Source organism: Methanopyrus sp. SNP6 (assembly GCF_002201895.1).
GTDB lineage: Archaea > JAADCQ01 > Methanopyri > Methanopyrales > Methanopyraceae > Methanopyrus.
In genome coordinates this window covers 504,891-520,589 of record NZ_CP019436.1, presented here as the reverse complement: position 1 = coordinate 520,589, position 15,699 = coordinate 504,891, and the positions used below count along the sequence as shown (strand labels likewise).

Below are 15,699 nucleotides of genomic sequence, written 5' to 3'. Positions count from 1 at the left end.
CCTCACAAGTCAACCACGTACTCGGCCACCCACCGCCTGTCCTCGCGCTCGACCTTCATATTGTGGTAGGTCACGGCCTTAACCTCGGTGTGGAACGGATGTCGGTCCGGATCGTAGGGCTCGCCTAGAGCCACGCCACGCACCTTCCATCCGTCTTCGTCTTTCTTCAATTCTCTCACTCTGAAGTCGGAGAACAGCATCCCGTCAACCTCGTGTCGGAAGTGTATCTCCTCGAGCCAGTCGTGGAGCAACTCCACGAAGTCCTCTCCTTCCGCCTCGATTTCAACCTCCTCTTCGGGTTTCACCTCGTCCAGGTCCGTGATCAGATCGAACAGCGCCTTGGCAGCTTCAACCAGGAGGTCTTCGGGCGTGTTGGCCCACACTCGAAACGCGGCGTCCGCCGTGTGTTCGATCTCTTCCCACGGCACTAGGGCACTCCCCCTGGCTTTCGGGAGAAAATACGAAAGAAGTTCTTCGGTCCAACCCAGCGGGGTGGACGACGTGTGCTTGGCGATCCCCGGGAGAGTTGTGGAGCTCGATGGCAACCGTGCTGTGGTGGACTTCGGAGGTGTACGACAGGAAGTCGATGTAAGTTTACTGGAGGACGTGGAGGAGGGCGATTGGGTCATTGTCCACACAGGTTTCGCGATTCAGAAGCTAGATGAGGAGGAAGCACGGGCATCCCTTGAGATCTGGGAAGAAGTCCTGAAGCACATCGAGGAGGAGCTTGAAAATGACGCGTCGGGAGTTCGTGAGAAGGCTCGTCCGTCGAATCCGTAGGGAAGCCGAGATCCTCGATCGTGACGTGACCATCATGCACGTGTGTGGGTCCCACGAACGGACCATAGTCGAACACGGTCTTAGATCGTTACTCCCCGAGAACGTCCGTTTAGTTTGCGGTCCAGGGTGTCCCGTGTGCGTGACTACCGCGGGAGAGCTTGCCGCGACCATAAAAGCCGCGGAGGATGGCATGGTAGTGTGTGCTTTCGGGGACGTGTACAGGGTCCCTACCCCGGTCGGATCCCTATCCTCGTGTGATGGGGACGTCAGAGTGGTCCAGAGCGTTAGGAAGGCCGAGGAGATCGCCGAGTCCGAGGATCGTGATGTCCTCTACTTGGCGGTAGGATTCGAGACTACTGCACCAACTACCGCTGCTGTGCTCCTCGATGACCCGCCCTCCAACTTCTACGTGCTGTCGGCTCATCGGTTGATACCCCCCGTGATGGAGTGGTTGCTGGAGTCGGGCGAGTGTCGTCTCGACGCGTTCATATGTCCTGGCCACGTGTCCACGATCATCGGGACGGAGCCATACGAGTCCGTAGCCCGGGAGCTCCCGTGCGTGGTCGCCGGCTTCGAGCCCGAGGATGTCCTGATCGCGGTACTGGCATGTCTTAAAATGCTCAGAAGGAGGCGTGTAGGGGTTGCCAACGAGTATCTCAGGGTCGTCGAGGATAGTGGGAACCAGGTCGCGAAGGAACTGATAGAGAGGGCGTTCGAGCCTGAAGACAGGCCGTGGCGGGGTTTCCCAACGATCCCAGAGTCGGCGTTGAGGCTGCGTGAGGATCTCGCAGACCACGACGCGATGGAGATCGGAATACACCCGGATTACACACTGGGACACGACGAATCCTGCATATGTGATAGGATACTGCGAGGATTGGCTGAGCCCCGGGACTGCCCGCTGTTCGGCACGAAATGTACTCCGACGGATCCGGTAGGTCCGTGTATGGTGTCGGAGGAGGGCCCGTGCTTCATAGAGTACAGGTTCGGCGGAGGATGATGCATGTCCACCGACGAGTGGCTTCGAGAACTGGAGCGGTCCCTGAAGCGCGCGGAAGATACTGACATGATCCTGAACCCCGCACTCGGGATCGTCGTCGTAGTTCTAGGCCCACTAGCCTCAGCCTCGGTGTCCGTGATCACTACTGTGAGCGTGGCGACAGCCAGTGGTACTTCCATAGTATCTGCCGGAGGAACAGCCCTCACCGTGGGAACGGTGGTGTTCTTCGCGACCTTCTTCGCAGTCAATGCGGCGTTATTCTATACCCTCATTCGGAGGAGAAACAAGCACTTCGAGCGGTCTTCGGAATTGTTCCGTACGGTTTCTGAGATATTGCACCGCACAGGATGCATCTCCAAGTCCTGCTACTTAGCCGTATTCAAGAAAGTAAAAAATATCGAAGAGATGGGTCATTTAGATGAAATCTTGTGGATATTTTTGGGTACGATCACCTTTGGAGTAGCATATCTGTACGTTGCATACAGGCTTATGCGAGATTTCTATCTGCATGAAGCGAGGGAAAGTGCTATCGCATCATTGCTAGCCGATGAGCTGAATATATGCATATCTTTCTCCAGAAAAATACCTTACAGGAACTTTGGAATTTACATACTCATGGTTGTCATCTTCCCGATTCTGTATCCTTACTTAGTCTATATATTAATAAGAGACCCTAATAATCACTTCCTGGAGCACCGTAGGTTTGAGCGTACTCTAATAGAAAGGTTGTTTAGTTAAAGTTCATCCACCCATCGTTCGTAAACTCGCTCGCACTCCCTCAAAACGTCTTCCGGCGTGATTTTTCCCTCTGTTTTCAACGCAGCTGCTACCTGAGCTCCACCGGCACCGACACCCTCCTTCACGTACCCATCCTCGTACAACCTGAACCCACGGAACTTGGACTCCGAGAACCCAGGATCCGCTGAGAACAGCACGTAGTCGCCTACTTGCCGGAACAGACCCTCGATATCGGAATCCTCGTCTTCGACCACATATTTGGTAGTTCCGACGAAGACCCGTTCCGGGTCCGTCCTATCTTCCTCCGCCAGGTACGCTAATATGGGGGCCATCTGCGTACCACCTGCCAAAAGCACCGGTGTTCTGGCTCCGTGAATAATGCCTATCACCGCAGGCATCATAGGGTCGCCGAACCTCCTGATCGCCTCATGGGCGTCCAAGTCACCCGGTTCCACTCCTTGCGCCTCCAAGCCCTCTTTCACCACTCGCTCCTTGATATCGTGCGGGGAGTCGTGGGAGCTGCTCGCGAACTTTTCACTAGTATTGTAGCCCAATGCCGTCATCACAGCCATCGCCGTAGTAGTCCCGCCCGGCACGCTCTCCCCCACGGTCAGGAAATCCACATCGCGAGTGAGCTCCTTACCGAGCGTTCTACCTAACTCTAGCAGCCTGTCGTAGGTTTCCTCCGATAGTGCCGGTCCTTCGCGGAAATCCCTCGCGACCTCACCTCCGAGGTCGATGTAAGGGCAAGCGGGTTTCACGGCTGCCCCGGCGTCCACCGTCAGGAATGGAATGGATGCCAAGTTCACGACGGCTTTCGTTATCACGGCGGGTGAGGGAGCACCCACCGGATTCTGTGGAACCTCTTCGGCGTTGATGACCCTGTCGTGGTAAATCAACTCGACATCACCTGCGGGTGTGTGAAAGGTTGACTCTGGCGTTTTACCCGCGGCTGAGATACCGGGAACGCGGCTGATCTCGGTACTGCCGATCACACACACCATCACCGTGCTTCCACCGGAGCACCTCCTAACAACCTTCTCCGCGGCTCCGAGATTTCCCAGCACTCGGATACCCGGTAAGACTTCTTTCAACGCTCCCACACCCGCGGAAGCTTGGTTAGAGTTCGGCATTTTCGCTTCCCGACGACCACCATTTCTTCGACGCGGATCCCGAACTCGTCCGAGTAGAGCCCTGGCTCTACGGTGATCACGGCACCTTCCGGCAATCGACCCCTGAGACGACCCTCGTGGACTGTGACTCCTACATGGTGGCCGATACTGTGTGGGAACTTGAATCCGGGCGCTTCGTCTTCCATCCACTCCCTCAGCTCTTTCTCGAGCTCCTTCGGGTCAACACCCGCTTGAAGTTCTCGGAGTGCCTCCTCGAGGGCGTTCACGACGACTTCGAGGATATCTCCTGCCCTGCCCTCGGACACTACGGTCCTAGTGATGTCCGTGCAGTATACCATCTTGATCCCGTAATCCACCAACGCACATTTCGTCCAGGTCTTCTCTTCGGGACTCGGTCGGTGATGAGGCACACCGGCACCCTCGTCATATGCTACTATAGGGTCGAATGCCGTTTGAAAGCCGCGAATCATGGTCTTCTTTATGATGTCGGATGCTACCTCGGCCTCCGAGCCTTCGGGTGGGAGGACTTCTGTAAGTATCCGCTCGGTAGCTTCCACTAGCTCCTCAATGAACATCAGCTCACTCTTCGATTTGGAGAGACGTACTCTCGTAACGTCCTTGTTAACGTTCTTCACCCTATAACAAGGCACCCTGCGGACAGCCGACTCGTCATCGACGGCCCGGGCGGGAGTTAGGCGATCGGCCTCATCGTGTGTTACGACTTCGACGGCCTCTGGAATCGGCCATTCTCGAACGGCCCTCGAATCCATACGGTGAACAACCAGTGTGTACTCTTCGGACTCGAAGTCGGCGTGGAACGCTAGACCGGGAAAGTGGGTTATCCACTCGACATTTTGGCGCCTGACAAGAGTGCATGGTTCGCCTTCTGCGATTTCTTCTAGCTTCTCCACCTTCTCTAGAAAGAAATCGTCAGACTTCAGGATCTCCTGGAGTTGTTTCGTTTTCCTCTTCCCCCTCGCCATCAACCACTTTTCGGGCGAGCTTGTAGATCTTTAGTACTCTGACCGCGTCCTCCCTAGATGGTGCTGCAACTCGGATAGGGCCTACCACTATCGGAATTTCGAGCTCTTCTCCGAGCTCTTCTAGGATCTCCGGCTCTACGTCCTCCGTGCTCAGCCCCGCCTCTTCGCACACGGACTCGAGGTCCATGATCTGCAGACGATCTTCGGATTTCAACTTCTCCTCAAGCTCTTCGAGGCGGTCTCTGAGCTGCTCGACTTCATCCAGTAGTTTGTCCCGTTCCTCCTCAAGGAGCGCCTTTTCCTTTTCGACCTCCTTTAGTCTCTTGCGCAGCTCTTCCAACTCCAATTCTTTCTCCTCGAGTTCCTCGATGAGCTCCTCCTTCTTTGTGATTTCCTCTTGAAGTTCCCTGATCTCCTCGCGCAGCTCCTTAATGTCCCTGAGACTTTTGAGGCCGGCGCGGACTAAGGCGCTTCGGAGCTCCTTCTCCACTATTTCCAGGTCCACGTGTTCCACGTCGTGTCCGATGGGCATCTTCACGCGTTCCACTCGACCTACGACGCCTCGCAGCTCTTCCTGAAACTTCTTGGCCAGTTTACGACCTGGCTTATCCGCGTCTGTGGCAATGAGCACTAAGTCCGCACCTTCGGCGGTCCGTCGCGCGATATGGGCGTGGGTGGTAGGGATGATGGATGTCACTGTGATGTTGTACTCTCCTCCGAGCGCCATCCGCTGGATCACTTTAGATATCGTTTCGGCGTCGGCGGCTCCTTCCACGATTATCCTGACGTCGACGGGTGACTTCCGTCGTCCGTCTCGTGCCATTACCTGGGCTCCCTTAGCGGCGTCGCTTGCGGTTCACCTTCTTGTTCTGCCAGCTGTACCGACGGATGCGCCGTGAGCGACCGAACCCACAGGCTGCGCAATACCCTTTCCGCACATGGTACGCACGGCGGCCGCATCTCCTACACCTGACGTGCGTCTTCGTCTTGTTACGTTTACCGAAGGAGGGGGTTCCCTTCGCCAAACCTCATTCCCCCTGGCAGCTCACCCGACTTCAGCGGGTGATATCAAGGTGACGCTGTCTCCTCGGACCAATACACGTCCGAGCCTAACTTCGGAATCTTCATCTATCTCAACGCAGTCATCCAGCACCAAGTTTAGGTGTCCGTCGAAAGACACTAACCTACCTCGCAACGTCTTGCCCGTCTTCAACTCCACTATCACAATGTCGTCCAAGAAGTCCCTAAGACAGTCGTGCGGTCTCAAACTGTCCGACCCCCGTGCGGCTGGGGGAGCCGGCGGATGAAGGTTTCCCGTCGACATCCGATCTCGGAGAAGGACCTTCAGGAAGTTTTGGAGGAGTTACGCGTATCGTCTGGGGTGAGTCTCCGCGAAGTACTCACTGGTCTCGTGGAGGTCGCGTATGTCAAGGACGATGATATTGAGCGCTTGCTGATTAAGGACGACAAGGTAATGGCCTTCGAGCGGCACGAGGGTTGGCTTCCCACGATCCATGCCCTCCTCCAACTCGATGAGGAAAATTACGACCATGTAGTGATAGTGGATATGGGTGCCGTCAGGCCGGTGGCCTCCGGGGCAGATATCATGGTGCCTGGTATCGTGGAAGTGCGGGGTGAGTTCGAGGAGGGTGATGGTGTTGTCGTCATCGACGAGCGCAACCGACGGCCTCTCGCCGTGGGAATAGCCTTGATGGGTGCGAGGGAAATCGAAGGGTCTGAGAGGGGTCGAGCAGTCCGCAACGTTCACCACGTCGGGGACAGGTTATGGGAAGCCCGCTTCTAACGCCGTCCGAATAGGCCCTTAATGACCTTGGACAACACTCCCTCCTTGTCTGGAACGGGCACCTCGTACTCGATACCCACTAGCTCCGCGGCCAGTTTCTTGAAAGCCTGTGCGGCCGCGGACTTGGGACTGCGGACCACCACCGGCTCTCCAAATGCGGCGGCCCTTCGAACTTCCGGATCTTCGGGTACTTCGACCATTACTGGGGTTTCCAGAATTTTTTCGACTTCTTCCTTCGTCAGTTCGGTCTTATCTTTCGTGACACGGTTGACGACGGCTCCCGTGATTTGGGTATCTACCCGCTCGGCTACCGCTTTGACCTTAAGAGCGTCTGTGATCGACGCTATCTCGGGGTTAACCACTAAGAGGCTCTCCGTCGACGCGGAGAGTGCCGTGATGGCGTCCCTACCTAACCCTGCCGGCGCGTCGATCAGCAGGAAGTCCGTTTCGTCTATTATGTACTCGACTACGTCCCTCAGCCTGTCGGGATTGGCCTTTCGAATGCCCTCCAATGATATACCCGCAGGGATCACCTTAACACCGTGAGGTCCCTCGTAAATGGCCTCCTCGATGTCGGCTTCTCCCGCCAGTACATCATGCAGTGTTACTGGGGCGTCTTCCATTCGGAGGATCAGTCCCAAGTTGGCCATAGCGATATCCGCATCCAAGATGTAAGTTTCAGCACCGAGCTCAGCTAATGCGGTGCCTAAGTTGGCGGTTACGGTGGTTTTGCCCGTACCTCCCTTACCTGACGCCATACATACCACACGGCATGCTTCTGACTCAGGAAGTTCCGTCTCAGCCAAGTCAGGTTAACCCCTCGCCCTTTTCGGCTGGAGGGCTCGGAGATCCGGCTACGGCGCGCTCGACCTTTTCGATAAGAGTTTTAACGGTTTCCTCGCACGCGTCGTCCGCGTCCTCTACATCTGACTCCACCACGAAAGCTATGAGGAAATCGTTATGAGGCTTTACAGCTAGGGTCTTGTTCTCACCGGTGGTCATCTTGATCCACTCGATCGAGCCCTCCACGTGATCTTTGATGAACCTGTACATCTGCGAGACCAATGCTCCAACTTCTTCACATCGATCTACATTCGACAGGATCACCAAACCATGCTCGTCGATAACCACGAACGGTATCTCAGACTTCACTTGCTGTCCCGAGACTGCGGCATCTATAACTTTTCCAAGATCATTTTTAAGCATGAAGATATCAGCATCGGACAAAGTCATTTTAGATTCACACACTACTACGTACTCGTCTAGACACAGCGCCAGGTAGTTAGTCGAGTCTTCTGAGGTTACCAAAATAGTATCAACTTCACCTAGTGATTCACGTATCGTGTAAATTGCGTTTACTAGCCCACTCTCCATTCGGCCGTCTCCTACTATCCCAATCGGCTTCCCAGAATCGTCTAATACAACCAGCTTCTCTAAACCAAAGTACTCGGTAACCCGGTTCAGGGCCGACGTCAGATCTTTGCGGGCTTCCTCGACGAGCTTCTCCACATCGAGCTGCTCTCCGATGACGTCGAACGCTCGTCGGATCACTTCATCTCTGACTTTCGTGGTCCCATCCTCCTTCGAACTTTCAGCTCTTCCTCTGGCCCCCTCTTCCAGCTCCCTTCCCTTACCATCCCGTCTGCTTAAAATATCTTTAAGAATTCTTAGGATGTCTCTGATCACGGTCGAGGCTCCCTAGCGATGATTCGGGAAACCATTAAAGCTGTTTAGCGATCTCCTCAGCGGCCTCCTGAGCGCGGAGGCGGATAAGTCCTAAGTTGGCGTCGGGCTCGACGACGAGGACTAGCGTCGCGTCCTCCCCTACGTCTACGATCATCACCTTCCCGTGTGTGGCTTCGATGAGCATCTGTTCGAGATCTCCTAGATCCATCTCGTCGACGACTCGCTCGCCAGAACCGTATACGGTCGTCGCAATCGCACCCACAATCTCGGAGTCGATATCCGGAGGCACGGCGTCCGCGATGATCAATCCGTCGCTCGAGACAACCAACGATCCATGCACTCCCTCAACCCGGTTCAGATCTGCCAACACCTTCTCGATCAAGTGACGTCGGCCCCCAAAGACGGGTTCTCCGGCACGGCGGGTGAGTCGGAATTTAAATACGTTTGCGCATGAACTTCGCCGGGGGATGGCACGTGGGTGCGGCATTCGTGACAGCCGCGGCCCTCACGACAGTGTTACTCGCACTCTTGACTTACTCTATCGGCGTCGTCGGGCGGTGGATCAAGGCGCCAATAGCAACCACCCTCGGAGCTGCGATCATCGGGGCCGGTGTAGGACTTTTCCTGCTCGCCCCCATGCTCTCGGACATCCCAAAGGTCGTGGCTGGACTGGAGAAGAATGGGTACCTGACGGTCGAGTTGAGCACGGCACCTCCGGATTTACCCAAAGCTTTGGAGGTAGTTAAGAAGTACCGCGGGAAACCCATCGGACGATACTTAGAGCTGGAAGTTGCCCTGAGCGAGCCCGTACCATCAGACCGTCGGAAGTGGTTCGAGTCTAAAGTGCCCAAAATCCTCCCCGGCGTCAAAGACGTCAGGTTCTCATCGTCCACCAAGATGATCGTCCGTATAGATTTCAAGTCCGTTCCACCTTCGAAAATCTCTCAACTGGCCGACGAGCTTTCGGGGTGGATTACGTACACCAGCGGATTCGTAGTGGTTGGCGTCACAGCCACGATCGACGTCGAGATTCCGCCTTCGGAGTATACGGGTCTAAAGAGGGAGATCCGCGAAATCGCCGACCTCAGGGTGATTTACGACCCAACCAAAGCAGCTCAGCAGAGGATCGCGCGAATGCTCCCATCACCACGTACGACTATAATCGCCAGCATATTAGTCTTCACTGGGATCGCAGCGATGGGCTGGTACGGTATTAGCCGTATCATCGACCTTCTAATCTCGCCGCTGAGGAGATCTACGGAGGGAAGATGGCTTGTCCGGCGTGAAAAGGGTAGAGTTCGACGCGAGACTTCTGAACTCCCTCCTCGAGGCAAGCGATAAAAACCACCCTGATGAGTTTTTCGCAATGCTAGGAGGTTCTATGAGCGCGGAAACTATCACGATAGATTCACTGATCGTAGTTCCTTTCGAAGCTTCCGATTCCGGAGCGATTTTCGATCTCCTCTCCGTTCATACCCGAGACGTAATCGGAACGTTTCACTCCCACCCCTATGGTGATCCGGTGCCCTCGGAGGATGATTTGATGTTGTTCAAGAGGTTGGGTGCCGTCCACGCGATCGCAGCGTACCCGTACACTCCGGACCGTTTGGAGTTCTACGACAAGTCCGGCAGAAACATAACACCGGTCGTAGAGGTGAGATACACGGCCGATGAAGAAGCGAACAACCGCTGACCTCACTATGACGATCCTGCGACCACTCCGAGGCCGGGATGAAGAGATCGAGGTAGGCCGACGAACAAGGATGACGACCCCTGGGGTACTTGACCGTGTCGTCATCCGGACTGAAAGTCGGGAACGTTAGGATAATTCCGCTAGGGTTCGAGAGCCTCGGCGTGAGGTCGATGGCCACACTGATCGAGACGCCGGACGTGACCGTACTGGTGGATCCTGGGGTGTCAATTCCTCCGAAACGCTACAATTTACCTCCGTCAGATGAGGAGTGGGAAGCACTTGAGGAAGTGCGAGGGCGTATCCAGCGTGTTGCCGACAGAGCGGACGTGGTCACGATATCGCACTACCATTACGATCACTACACACCGTTCACCGACCGGGAGTACGAAGCTTGCGACCCTGGAACGGCTGAGGAGCTTTACCGAGATAAGCTGATTCTGATGAAGCATCCTACAGAGGACATCAACCGGAGCCAGGCTGGTAGAGCTCAGGCACTGATTGAGGGGTTGGATGAGCTAGGCGTCGATTACGAGTTCGCCGACGGTAAGAGGTTCGAGTTCGGCGAGACGGTTCTTGAGTTCTCGCCGCCACTCCCGCACGGGCCTGAAGGAACGAAATTAGGGTACGTTCTCGGGTTGAGGATAACGCACCGTGACCGCGTGATCGTTCACGCCTCAGACGTCCAGGGTCCCGTGTACGAGCCTGCGTTGGAGTGGATCCTAAAACGCGATCCGAATTTGGTGCTGATCAGCGGCCCACCGACGTATTTACTCGGTTTCCGATTCTCCTCGGACGATCTGAAGAAGGCCGTAGAAAACCTGCGGAAGTTGGCCTCGAAATCCGGTCAGATAATCCTCGATCATCATTTGCTCCGCGACAAGAACTACCGTGATCGGTTGTCCGAGGTCTACGAGGAATCGGACAACGTGTCCTCCGCCGCTGAAGTACTAGGTAAGGAGGAGCGACTGCTCGAAGCTTACCGCGACGAGCTCGGCGGGGAGGAATGACTTGGTGCTTGAGCGGATCGGGCGGTTCGTGTGGAAGTTCACCGCCGCCGTCGGCTACGTGACCGTGAACTTGCCTTGGATAATAGTGAAGCTGCTCAAAGAGGGTCCGAAACGCTCCGCCAAATTCACCTCGCAACTCATCAGGACGGCCGAAGAGTCCGCATCCAAGTTCCAGACGGTCATGGAGATGGTGAGAGAGGGTCAGGTACTGCTACCGGAGCTGCCCCAAGTACCCTTCAAAGACGTAGAGATACGCGGTAAGCGGGTCGCAGCGGCCCCTAGAATGCCGTGGGACGTGCCCGCCTTAGTGCTGCAGTTCTCCCTCCTCGCGACCGTAGTCTTCGTAATCCTGGAGGGGATAGTGGCACCGCCCGTGATGTTGTGGGAAGCCTTGGCCGTAATATCAGTGTTCGTCACGGCCTTCAGTCTTGGATGGCTCCGCCGCGTCTCACCTTCAGAGGACCTCCATTGGCGACCGTACTGGCATTCCACACTTATTATCCTAGGGTTCGTCGTACTGTCCGCGATACTGACGAACGTACCTCCGGTAGTAGCGCTCGTCCTGCCGCTTGAGGGGGTCTTACCGGGGTTCATAGTGTTCGGGTTACCGGCCCTGGGAGTGGCGGCAGCTACGGTTTGGGTGAGGAGGAAGTTTAGCCGGACTTGGACCTTCGGGGTCGTGCTCAGAGAGGTCCAGGAGGAAGGTAGCGTTGAGGTAGTGATAGGTCACGACATCGCCGCGAACACGCTTCCTGGGGAGTATATAGTCGAAGGGAGTGGCTCCGAGGGCACCCCGGTACTCGTAGAGGTAGAGCGCAGCGGCTTCTCACTCACAGGGGCGAGGCCAGTGCGCGTCCTGAAGGAGGGATGGTGGTAACCCTCAGCCAGCCATCCTCTCCCCATAATAGTGTTCGGCTAACAGCTCACTCGTCATCGGGGGATCCACGTTGACACGGGTTGAAAGGCTCGAAGAACTCCTCAGTCGCGCTGTCTCCCAGCGGTCAGAACGTATAACGGTTGTCACGGACGTCGACGAGCTTCGGCTGGACGAAGAGGTCGTCCGAAGGATCGTTCACCGAGCCGTAGAGCTGGACCACGCACTAGTCGAGTCCGCTCCGGAACACGTGCTACGCGGTGAAAGGGCTCGGGAGGTAGCCAAAGCGTTGGATGAAATTTTACGATCAGTTTTAGAGTTCGTCGGCATCGAGGAGGAGACAGAGCGTGACCTAGATGACCTGTTCAAGGATTCCGTGCTAGTAGTGGTAAGGGGGCGAGAGCGTAAAGCCCTGAGAGAGCTCGTAGACGCTCCGATCGTGCAGACCGGAGGGCCGCTGGTGCCGGAAGACTATCGGAAGGTAAACCCCAACCTGCCTGAAAAACTACCCGAGGGGCTAGTGAAATCCGTCGAGCGGGCCCGAAGGGAGCTCGAGGAATACGTCCGGAAATCTAGGGCCAAACGCCTCGTTCTAGTGCGCGAAGAGGATGACCGCGTCGGCGAAGTCCTCGAGGAGGAGTTGCCCGAAGTGGCCGAGGAACTTGGGATCGATCACGAGGTGATCGTCGTCCCGGACTTCACAGAATTATCGCCGTCCGACCTGCTGTCGGGGGGACGAAATGAGCATGAGCGATATTGAGACGATCGAGACGCCCTCGGGCGAGCGGCCACTGCTACCACCGAAAGCTCGCTTGACGTTCTCGCGTACGATGCCCGCCACGCTGCCCGAAACCGTCGAATACACCGTAAAACTGTACACCACGGAGCTAGAACACGTAAGTTCGGACGAATCCCTTCGGATAGAGGAGAAAAAAGATGGTACGAACGTGCGGGTAGTGCTCGGCCGCGTGCTCGAAAGTGAACTCGGCGAACCCGTGATAGCCCATACCAGAAGTTGGGTCCGAGTGGAGGAAGTCGAGGAGTACGTCCAATCGGTGCTCGATCCGTCGGAGCATTCCCTCACGATCGTCGAGGGCGAACTACTGCCGCTGTCCCTATTCGGAATCTCGGTGTTCGAACTGTGGAACGAGACGCTCGACTACATAGATTACCACGTCCGGCTCATGTCTAAGTACACCTTGAATCCCCGCCGCAAGCGGGTTCCGAGAGCTTGGCTCGGAAAACTCTTCGACAGGCTGTCTAAGGTCCGCCGTCACGTGAGAACGCTCTACACTATCCAACGCAGGCTGTCCGATGTCAAACTGGCCGACGACGATGAATTCCAGAGGTTACACGGAGAGATTGAACGACTCACGGCTATCGCTCATGACAAGGACTACGTGCCGGCGGACGCCGTCGAAATACTTCGAGATATTCTAAGCGTTCTGGACGATCTTGCCGCGTACGAGCCTGAGGACTCGGAGCCCGTATACTACGCATACGAACTGGATATGTATGACGGTGAAATCACTATTCAAAAACCTAAAACACGGCAATATGAGTTGCTGGCTGATATAATCGATGGTGATCGAATAAAGCCCGTTCCTAGCACTTTATGTGATCTCGGAGAGGCAGAGCAAGTGGCACGTAAACTTATGAATCGGGTTGAAGAAGAGGAGCTTGAGGGGATCGTAATCAAGCCAGAGAAGGAAGTTCCCGGCATACCTCATGCCCGAAAAGTCCGTGCGGAATGGTACCTTCGCGGAATGAAATTAGGTTCTAGACTATCCTTGAAAGGGTTCGCAAAAGCTGCTGAAAAATACGCACGTAACGAGGTACGGCGCGCCCTGGCTGCTATTGAAACTTCGTACTTGTACAGGGCATTGAAAGCGTTGGCAGATGGTGATTTGCAGCGAGCCTCTCGAATAGTCAGGGAAGCTGAAGAAGTGACGGATAGGATATCTGAGTGGGATGATCCTACCGTGTGAAGGCCCACGTTGCTTCACTCAGATTCCGCGACTACTCATACCTTAAACGGGCGTTCCCTTCGGTCCATGCGCTATGATCATTCGATACGACGCGCCTAAGTTCTTCATAAAATATTTGAACAGTGTTACTGAAACGTCCACTGATAGATCGGAACATCCGGCCTAATTCCTCCTTCCAGCACTTCACTCTTCCCTATTCCTACTCCTACTTCACGTACTCTTCAATCTCGGGACCTCGACATAGTCGTGTATAAAACGGAGCATCGGAAAACTGGACTTGAAGATTTGGTTATAGATACAAGTGTGACCCTTCCTGCGACGCGAAAATCAAAAAGTCGTCCTCGGGATCCGCGGGCGCAAGCGTATTTAGATGGCGCGATCGTACGGCGCTGGGGGGTGGCGGGTTTGGGTAAGAAGATGGAGAAGAAGAGGGCTGAGTTACCACCGGCACGTGCAGGTATCCTAAGCTTCTGGGACGAGGAAGCGCCCGGGATCAAAATAGACCCCGATCACATACTCTATGCGTGCTTCGCGGTGGCCGTGCTGCTGATAATCGCCCACACGATGGCGGCGGTGTAAGGGCGTCTTGGTGGTTCACAGCTACGTGCCGAAGGATCCGCTCGAAGAGCGGGATCTGCCCGAAATCGTGCTCGTAGGTCGCTCGAACGTTGGTAAGTCCAGCTTAATCAGGGCGATAACCAGAGGAGCCGTCGACGCCCGAGTAGGTAAGCGTCCCGGTGTTACCCGTAAACCCGTATTCCACGAGCTAGACGGCGAGCTCGTTCTAGTCGACATGCCCGGATTCGGGTTCATGAGTGGGATTCCCAGAGGGTATCAAGAGCGCGTTAAGGATCTCATCGTTCGATATCTGGAAGAGAAGGACAATATCTTGTTCGCGATCCACGTGGTGGACGCCAAGGCTCTTCCGGAGATAGCGGAACGCTGGGAGCGTAGGGGCGAAATACCCATCGACCGTGAGATGCTACAGTTCCTGAACGAGGTAGGATTGGACCCTGTGGTCGCGGCGAACAAGATAGATAAGATCAAACCGATTGAGTTCGAGGAACACATGGACGCCGTCGCCGAGGCGTTAGGCCTCTTTCCCCCATGGCGCCAGTGGCTCGACACCTTGTTTCCAATCTCGGCCAAGACGGGAGAAGGTCTCGTCGAGTTCTTGGAAGCTTTGCAGGAGAAGGTAAGGAGAGCCGGGTATCCAGAGTTCGCCCGGTTTTTCCGCACGAAGTAGAGCTAGATGGTCGGTTCGAGGCGTGACGGTTTAATCCGACCACCCTTCAGCGACACGATCTTGGGTGGACGACCGGAAATCCCGACGAAGTCCTCTCGAATAACGACGGCGGCCTCGATCAAGTCCCCGGTAAAGTCGTCGGCGAACTCGAGGGCGCGCTGTACCGCGGCCTCCGGATCGTCACCGGAGGTAAGGTTACAGATAGCCGTAGCGGCGGCATCTGCGAGCGAAGCTCGCTCCGCGAACACCGTGACGGCGTCCGCCTCCCCGACGCTGTAAGAGTGACCGAATTTGCCGGAGCTAGTGCAGATCCCTAGTACTCCCTCAACCTCGAACCCGATTTTGCCGGAGAGAGGATGGCTGTCCGAGACGTACAGGCCGACGACTACGGATCTCCTGGCCCTGACCTGTACATCGCCTCCGTTGTCCACGATTACCGTCGGCTCCGCGGCTCGGGCTGCTAACTCGGCGATAGCTCCCGCCACTGCCGCCATAGGACCCACTTCGAACGGTTCCGCAGCTTTTGACATCAGCTTCGCGACCTCTGGAGCATCCTCAAGCGTTCTCACCGGTACTTTAGCCGTCACGAAAGCAGGGTCTCTGGCGACGTACCTGTCGAGCTCGGAGCGGTGTAATTTCACGGCCTTTGCCGCCGATGATGCTGACTCCTTCGAGTCCGCCCGTATGGTTACGTCGGTCTCTTCAACCACCACTCGCGTGGAGTGCAAAGACCTCTCACCTCCGAGAACCGACCGTTCGAGAGTTAT

General features: G+C 55.9%; 22 protein-coding genes. 12 read left to right on the top strand and 10 right to left on the bottom strand.

Annotation, left to right across the window (positions count from 1 at the left end; translation table 11 throughout):
* Positions 1-2: 2 nt before the first annotated feature.
* The gene (locus BW921_RS02920; RefSeq protein WP_168168694.1) at positions 3-428 is read right to left on the bottom strand and encodes an archease; all 426 of its coding nucleotides are present in this window, start codon (positions 426-428) and stop codon (positions 3-5) included.
* 73 nt (positions 429-501) lie between these two features.
* On the opposite strand from BW921_RS02920, the gene BW921_RS02915 reads away from it, so the two are divergent.
* From BW921_RS02915 to BW921_RS02905, 3 genes are read left to right on the top strand one after another with little or no spacing between them, the layout of a single operon-like run.
* A complete protein-coding gene (locus tag BW921_RS02915) occupies positions 502-780 on the top strand; it encodes a HypC/HybG/HupF family hydrogenase formation chaperone (RefSeq protein WP_148688499.1) in 279 nt (92 codons plus the stop codon).
* Complete coding sequence (hypD, locus tag BW921_RS02910; RefSeq protein ID WP_236953765.1) at positions 734-1,780, top strand: hydrogenase formation protein HypD; 1,047 nt, start codon at positions 734-736, stop codon at positions 1,778-1,780. Before BW921_RS02915 ends, hypD begins: the two co-directional genes overlap by 47 nt.
* Positions 1,781-1,783: 3 nt before the next feature.
* Positions 1,784-2,518, top strand: coding sequence for a hypothetical protein (locus tag BW921_RS02905; protein WP_148688497.1), 735 nt, complete (start codon positions 1,784-1,786; stop codon positions 2,516-2,518).
* Here BW921_RS02905 and cobT read toward each other — a convergent pair.
* The 5 genes from cobT to BW921_RS02880 are packed head-to-tail and all read right to left on the bottom strand — an operon-like array spanning position 2,515 to position 5,901.
* Entirely contained in the window at positions 2,515-3,612 is a 1,098-nt protein-coding gene (gene cobT / locus BW921_RS02900) for a nicotinate mononucleotide-dependent phosphoribosyltransferase CobT (RefSeq protein ID WP_168168693.1), read from the bottom strand. The genes BW921_RS02905 and cobT overlap by 4 nt on opposite strands.
* Positions 3,609-4,634, bottom strand: a complete 1,026-nt coding sequence (locus BW921_RS02895) for a Xaa-Pro peptidase family protein (RefSeq protein ID WP_148688495.1) — start codon at positions 4,632-4,634, stop codon at positions 3,609-3,611. The genes cobT and BW921_RS02895 overlap by 4 nt, the downstream gene beginning before the upstream one ends.
* The gene (locus BW921_RS02890; protein WP_148688494.1) at positions 4,582-5,457 is read right to left on the bottom strand and encodes a toprim domain-containing protein; all 876 of its coding nucleotides are present in this window, start codon (positions 5,455-5,457) and stop codon (positions 4,582-4,584) included. Before BW921_RS02890 ends, BW921_RS02895 begins: the two co-directional genes overlap by 53 nt.
* Before the next feature lie 13 nt (positions 5,458-5,470).
* Entirely contained in the window at positions 5,471-5,659 is a 189-nt protein-coding gene (locus BW921_RS02885) for a 50S ribosomal protein L37e (RefSeq protein WP_011018593.1), read from the bottom strand.
* A 20-nt stretch (positions 5,660-5,679) separates the two neighbouring features.
* Positions 5,680-5,901 (bottom strand): LSM domain-containing protein, encoded by a 222-nt coding sequence (locus BW921_RS02880; RefSeq protein ID WP_148688493.1) that lies wholly within the window; start codon positions 5,899-5,901, stop codon positions 5,680-5,682.
* Positions 5,902-5,937: 36 nt separating this feature from the next.
* Between BW921_RS02880 and BW921_RS02875 the strand changes: the two genes are divergently transcribed.
* Positions 5,938-6,438: a DUF1947 domain-containing protein gene (locus BW921_RS02875; RefSeq protein ID WP_148688492.1), complete on the top strand. Its 501-nt coding sequence runs from the start codon at positions 5,938-5,940 to the stop codon at positions 6,436-6,438.
* Here BW921_RS02875 and BW921_RS02870 read toward each other — a convergent pair.
* From BW921_RS02870 to BW921_RS02860, 3 genes are read right to left on the bottom strand one after another with little or no spacing between them, the layout of a single operon-like run.
* On the bottom strand, positions 6,435-7,196 hold the full coding sequence (locus BW921_RS02870; RefSeq protein ID WP_088336469.1) for a septum site-determining protein MinD: 762 nt from the start codon (positions 7,194-7,196) through the stop codon (positions 6,435-6,437). The genes BW921_RS02875 and BW921_RS02870 overlap by 4 nt on opposite strands.
* Positions 7,197-7,245: 49 nt before the next feature.
* On the bottom strand, positions 7,246-8,124 hold the full coding sequence (locus tag BW921_RS02865) for a hypothetical protein (protein WP_148688491.1): 879 nt from the start codon (positions 8,122-8,124) through the stop codon (positions 7,246-7,248).
* A 34-nt stretch (positions 8,125-8,158) separates the two neighbouring features.
* Positions 8,159-8,506, bottom strand: a complete 348-nt coding sequence (locus tag BW921_RS02860) for a roadblock/LC7 domain-containing protein (protein WP_088335345.1) — start codon at positions 8,504-8,506, stop codon at positions 8,159-8,161.
* A 92-nt stretch (positions 8,507-8,598) separates the two neighbouring features.
* Between BW921_RS02860 and BW921_RS02855 the strand changes: the two genes are divergently transcribed.
* The 8 genes from BW921_RS02855 (at position 8,599) to engB (ending at position 14,932) form a co-directional block, all read left to right on the top strand.
* Positions 8,599-9,465 carry a hypothetical protein gene (locus BW921_RS02855; protein ID WP_148688490.1) on the top strand — a complete coding sequence of 289 codons (867 nt, stop codon included), beginning with the start codon at positions 8,599-8,601 and terminating at the stop codon, positions 9,463-9,465.
* Positions 9,407-9,817 carry a Mov34/MPN/PAD-1 family protein gene (locus tag BW921_RS02850; protein ID WP_236953789.1) on the top strand — a complete coding sequence of 137 codons (411 nt, stop codon included), beginning with the start codon at positions 9,407-9,409 and terminating at the stop codon, positions 9,815-9,817. The genes BW921_RS02855 and BW921_RS02850 overlap by 59 nt, the downstream gene beginning before the upstream one ends.
* 95 nt (positions 9,818-9,912) lie before the next feature.
* On the top strand, positions 9,913-10,824 hold the full coding sequence (locus BW921_RS02845) for an MBL fold metallo-hydrolase (RefSeq protein ID WP_210400490.1): 912 nt from the start codon (positions 9,913-9,915) through the stop codon (positions 10,822-10,824).
* 4 nt (positions 10,825-10,828) lie between these two features.
* Entirely contained in the window at positions 10,829-11,701 is an 873-nt protein-coding gene (locus tag BW921_RS02840; protein ID WP_148688488.1) for a DUF2101 family protein, read from the top strand.
* Between the two features lie 70 nt (positions 11,702-11,771).
* Positions 11,772-12,458 carry a DUF2100 domain-containing protein gene (locus tag BW921_RS02835; RefSeq protein ID WP_168168691.1) on the top strand — a complete coding sequence of 229 codons (687 nt, stop codon included), beginning with the start codon at positions 11,772-11,774 and terminating at the stop codon, positions 12,456-12,458.
* Positions 12,445-13,686, top strand: a complete 1,242-nt coding sequence (locus BW921_RS02830) for a hypothetical protein (protein WP_148688486.1) — start codon at positions 12,445-12,447, stop codon at positions 13,684-13,686. Before BW921_RS02835 ends, BW921_RS02830 begins: the two co-directional genes overlap by 14 nt.
* Positions 13,687-14,091: 405 nt before the next feature.
* Positions 14,092-14,265 carry a preprotein translocase subunit Sec61beta gene (locus BW921_RS02825; protein ID WP_088335333.1) on the top strand — a complete coding sequence of 58 codons (174 nt, stop codon included), beginning with the start codon at positions 14,092-14,094 and terminating at the stop codon, positions 14,263-14,265.
* 10 nt (positions 14,266-14,275) lie between these two features.
* Positions 14,276-14,932 (top strand): GTP-binding protein EngB, encoded by a 657-nt coding sequence (gene engB, locus BW921_RS02820; RefSeq protein ID WP_236953788.1) that lies wholly within the window; start codon positions 14,276-14,278, stop codon positions 14,930-14,932.
* A 2-nt stretch (positions 14,933-14,934) separates the two neighbouring features.
* Here the strand turns inward: engB and BW921_RS02815 are convergent, their stop codons facing one another.
* Complete coding sequence (locus BW921_RS02815) at positions 14,935-15,660, bottom strand: UPF0280 family protein (RefSeq protein WP_168168690.1); 726 nt, start codon at positions 15,658-15,660, stop codon at positions 14,935-14,937.
* Between the last annotated feature and the right edge of the window lie 39 nt (positions 15,661-15,699).

Excerpts from the sequence above, each read along its gene's own strand:
- BW921_RS02830 (WP_148688486.1), top strand. The coding sequence starts at position 12,445 with ATGAGCGATATTGAGACGATCGAGACGCCCTCGGGCGAGCGGCCACTG.
- hypD (WP_236953765.1), top strand. The coding sequence starts at position 734 with ATGACGCGTCGGGAGTTCGTGAGAAGGCTCGTCCGTCGAATCCGTAGG.
- BW921_RS02905 (WP_148688497.1), top strand. The coding sequence starts at position 1,784 with ATGTCCACCGACGAGTGGCTTCGAGAACTGGAGCGGTCCCTGAAGCGC.
- BW921_RS02895 (WP_148688495.1), bottom strand. The coding sequence starts at position 4,634 with ATGGCGAGGGGGAAGAGGAAAACGAAACAACTCCAGGAGATCCTGAAG.
- BW921_RS02890 (WP_148688494.1), bottom strand. The coding sequence starts at position 5,457 with ATGGCACGAGACGGACGACGGAAGTCACCCGTCGACGTCAGGATAATC.
- BW921_RS02875 (WP_148688492.1), top strand. The coding sequence starts at position 5,938 with ATGAAGGTTTCCCGTCGACATCCGATCTCGGAGAAGGACCTTCAGGAA.
- BW921_RS02870 (WP_088336469.1), bottom strand. The coding sequence starts at position 7,196 with ATGGCGTCAGGTAAGGGAGGTACGGGCAAAACCACCGTAACCGCCAAC.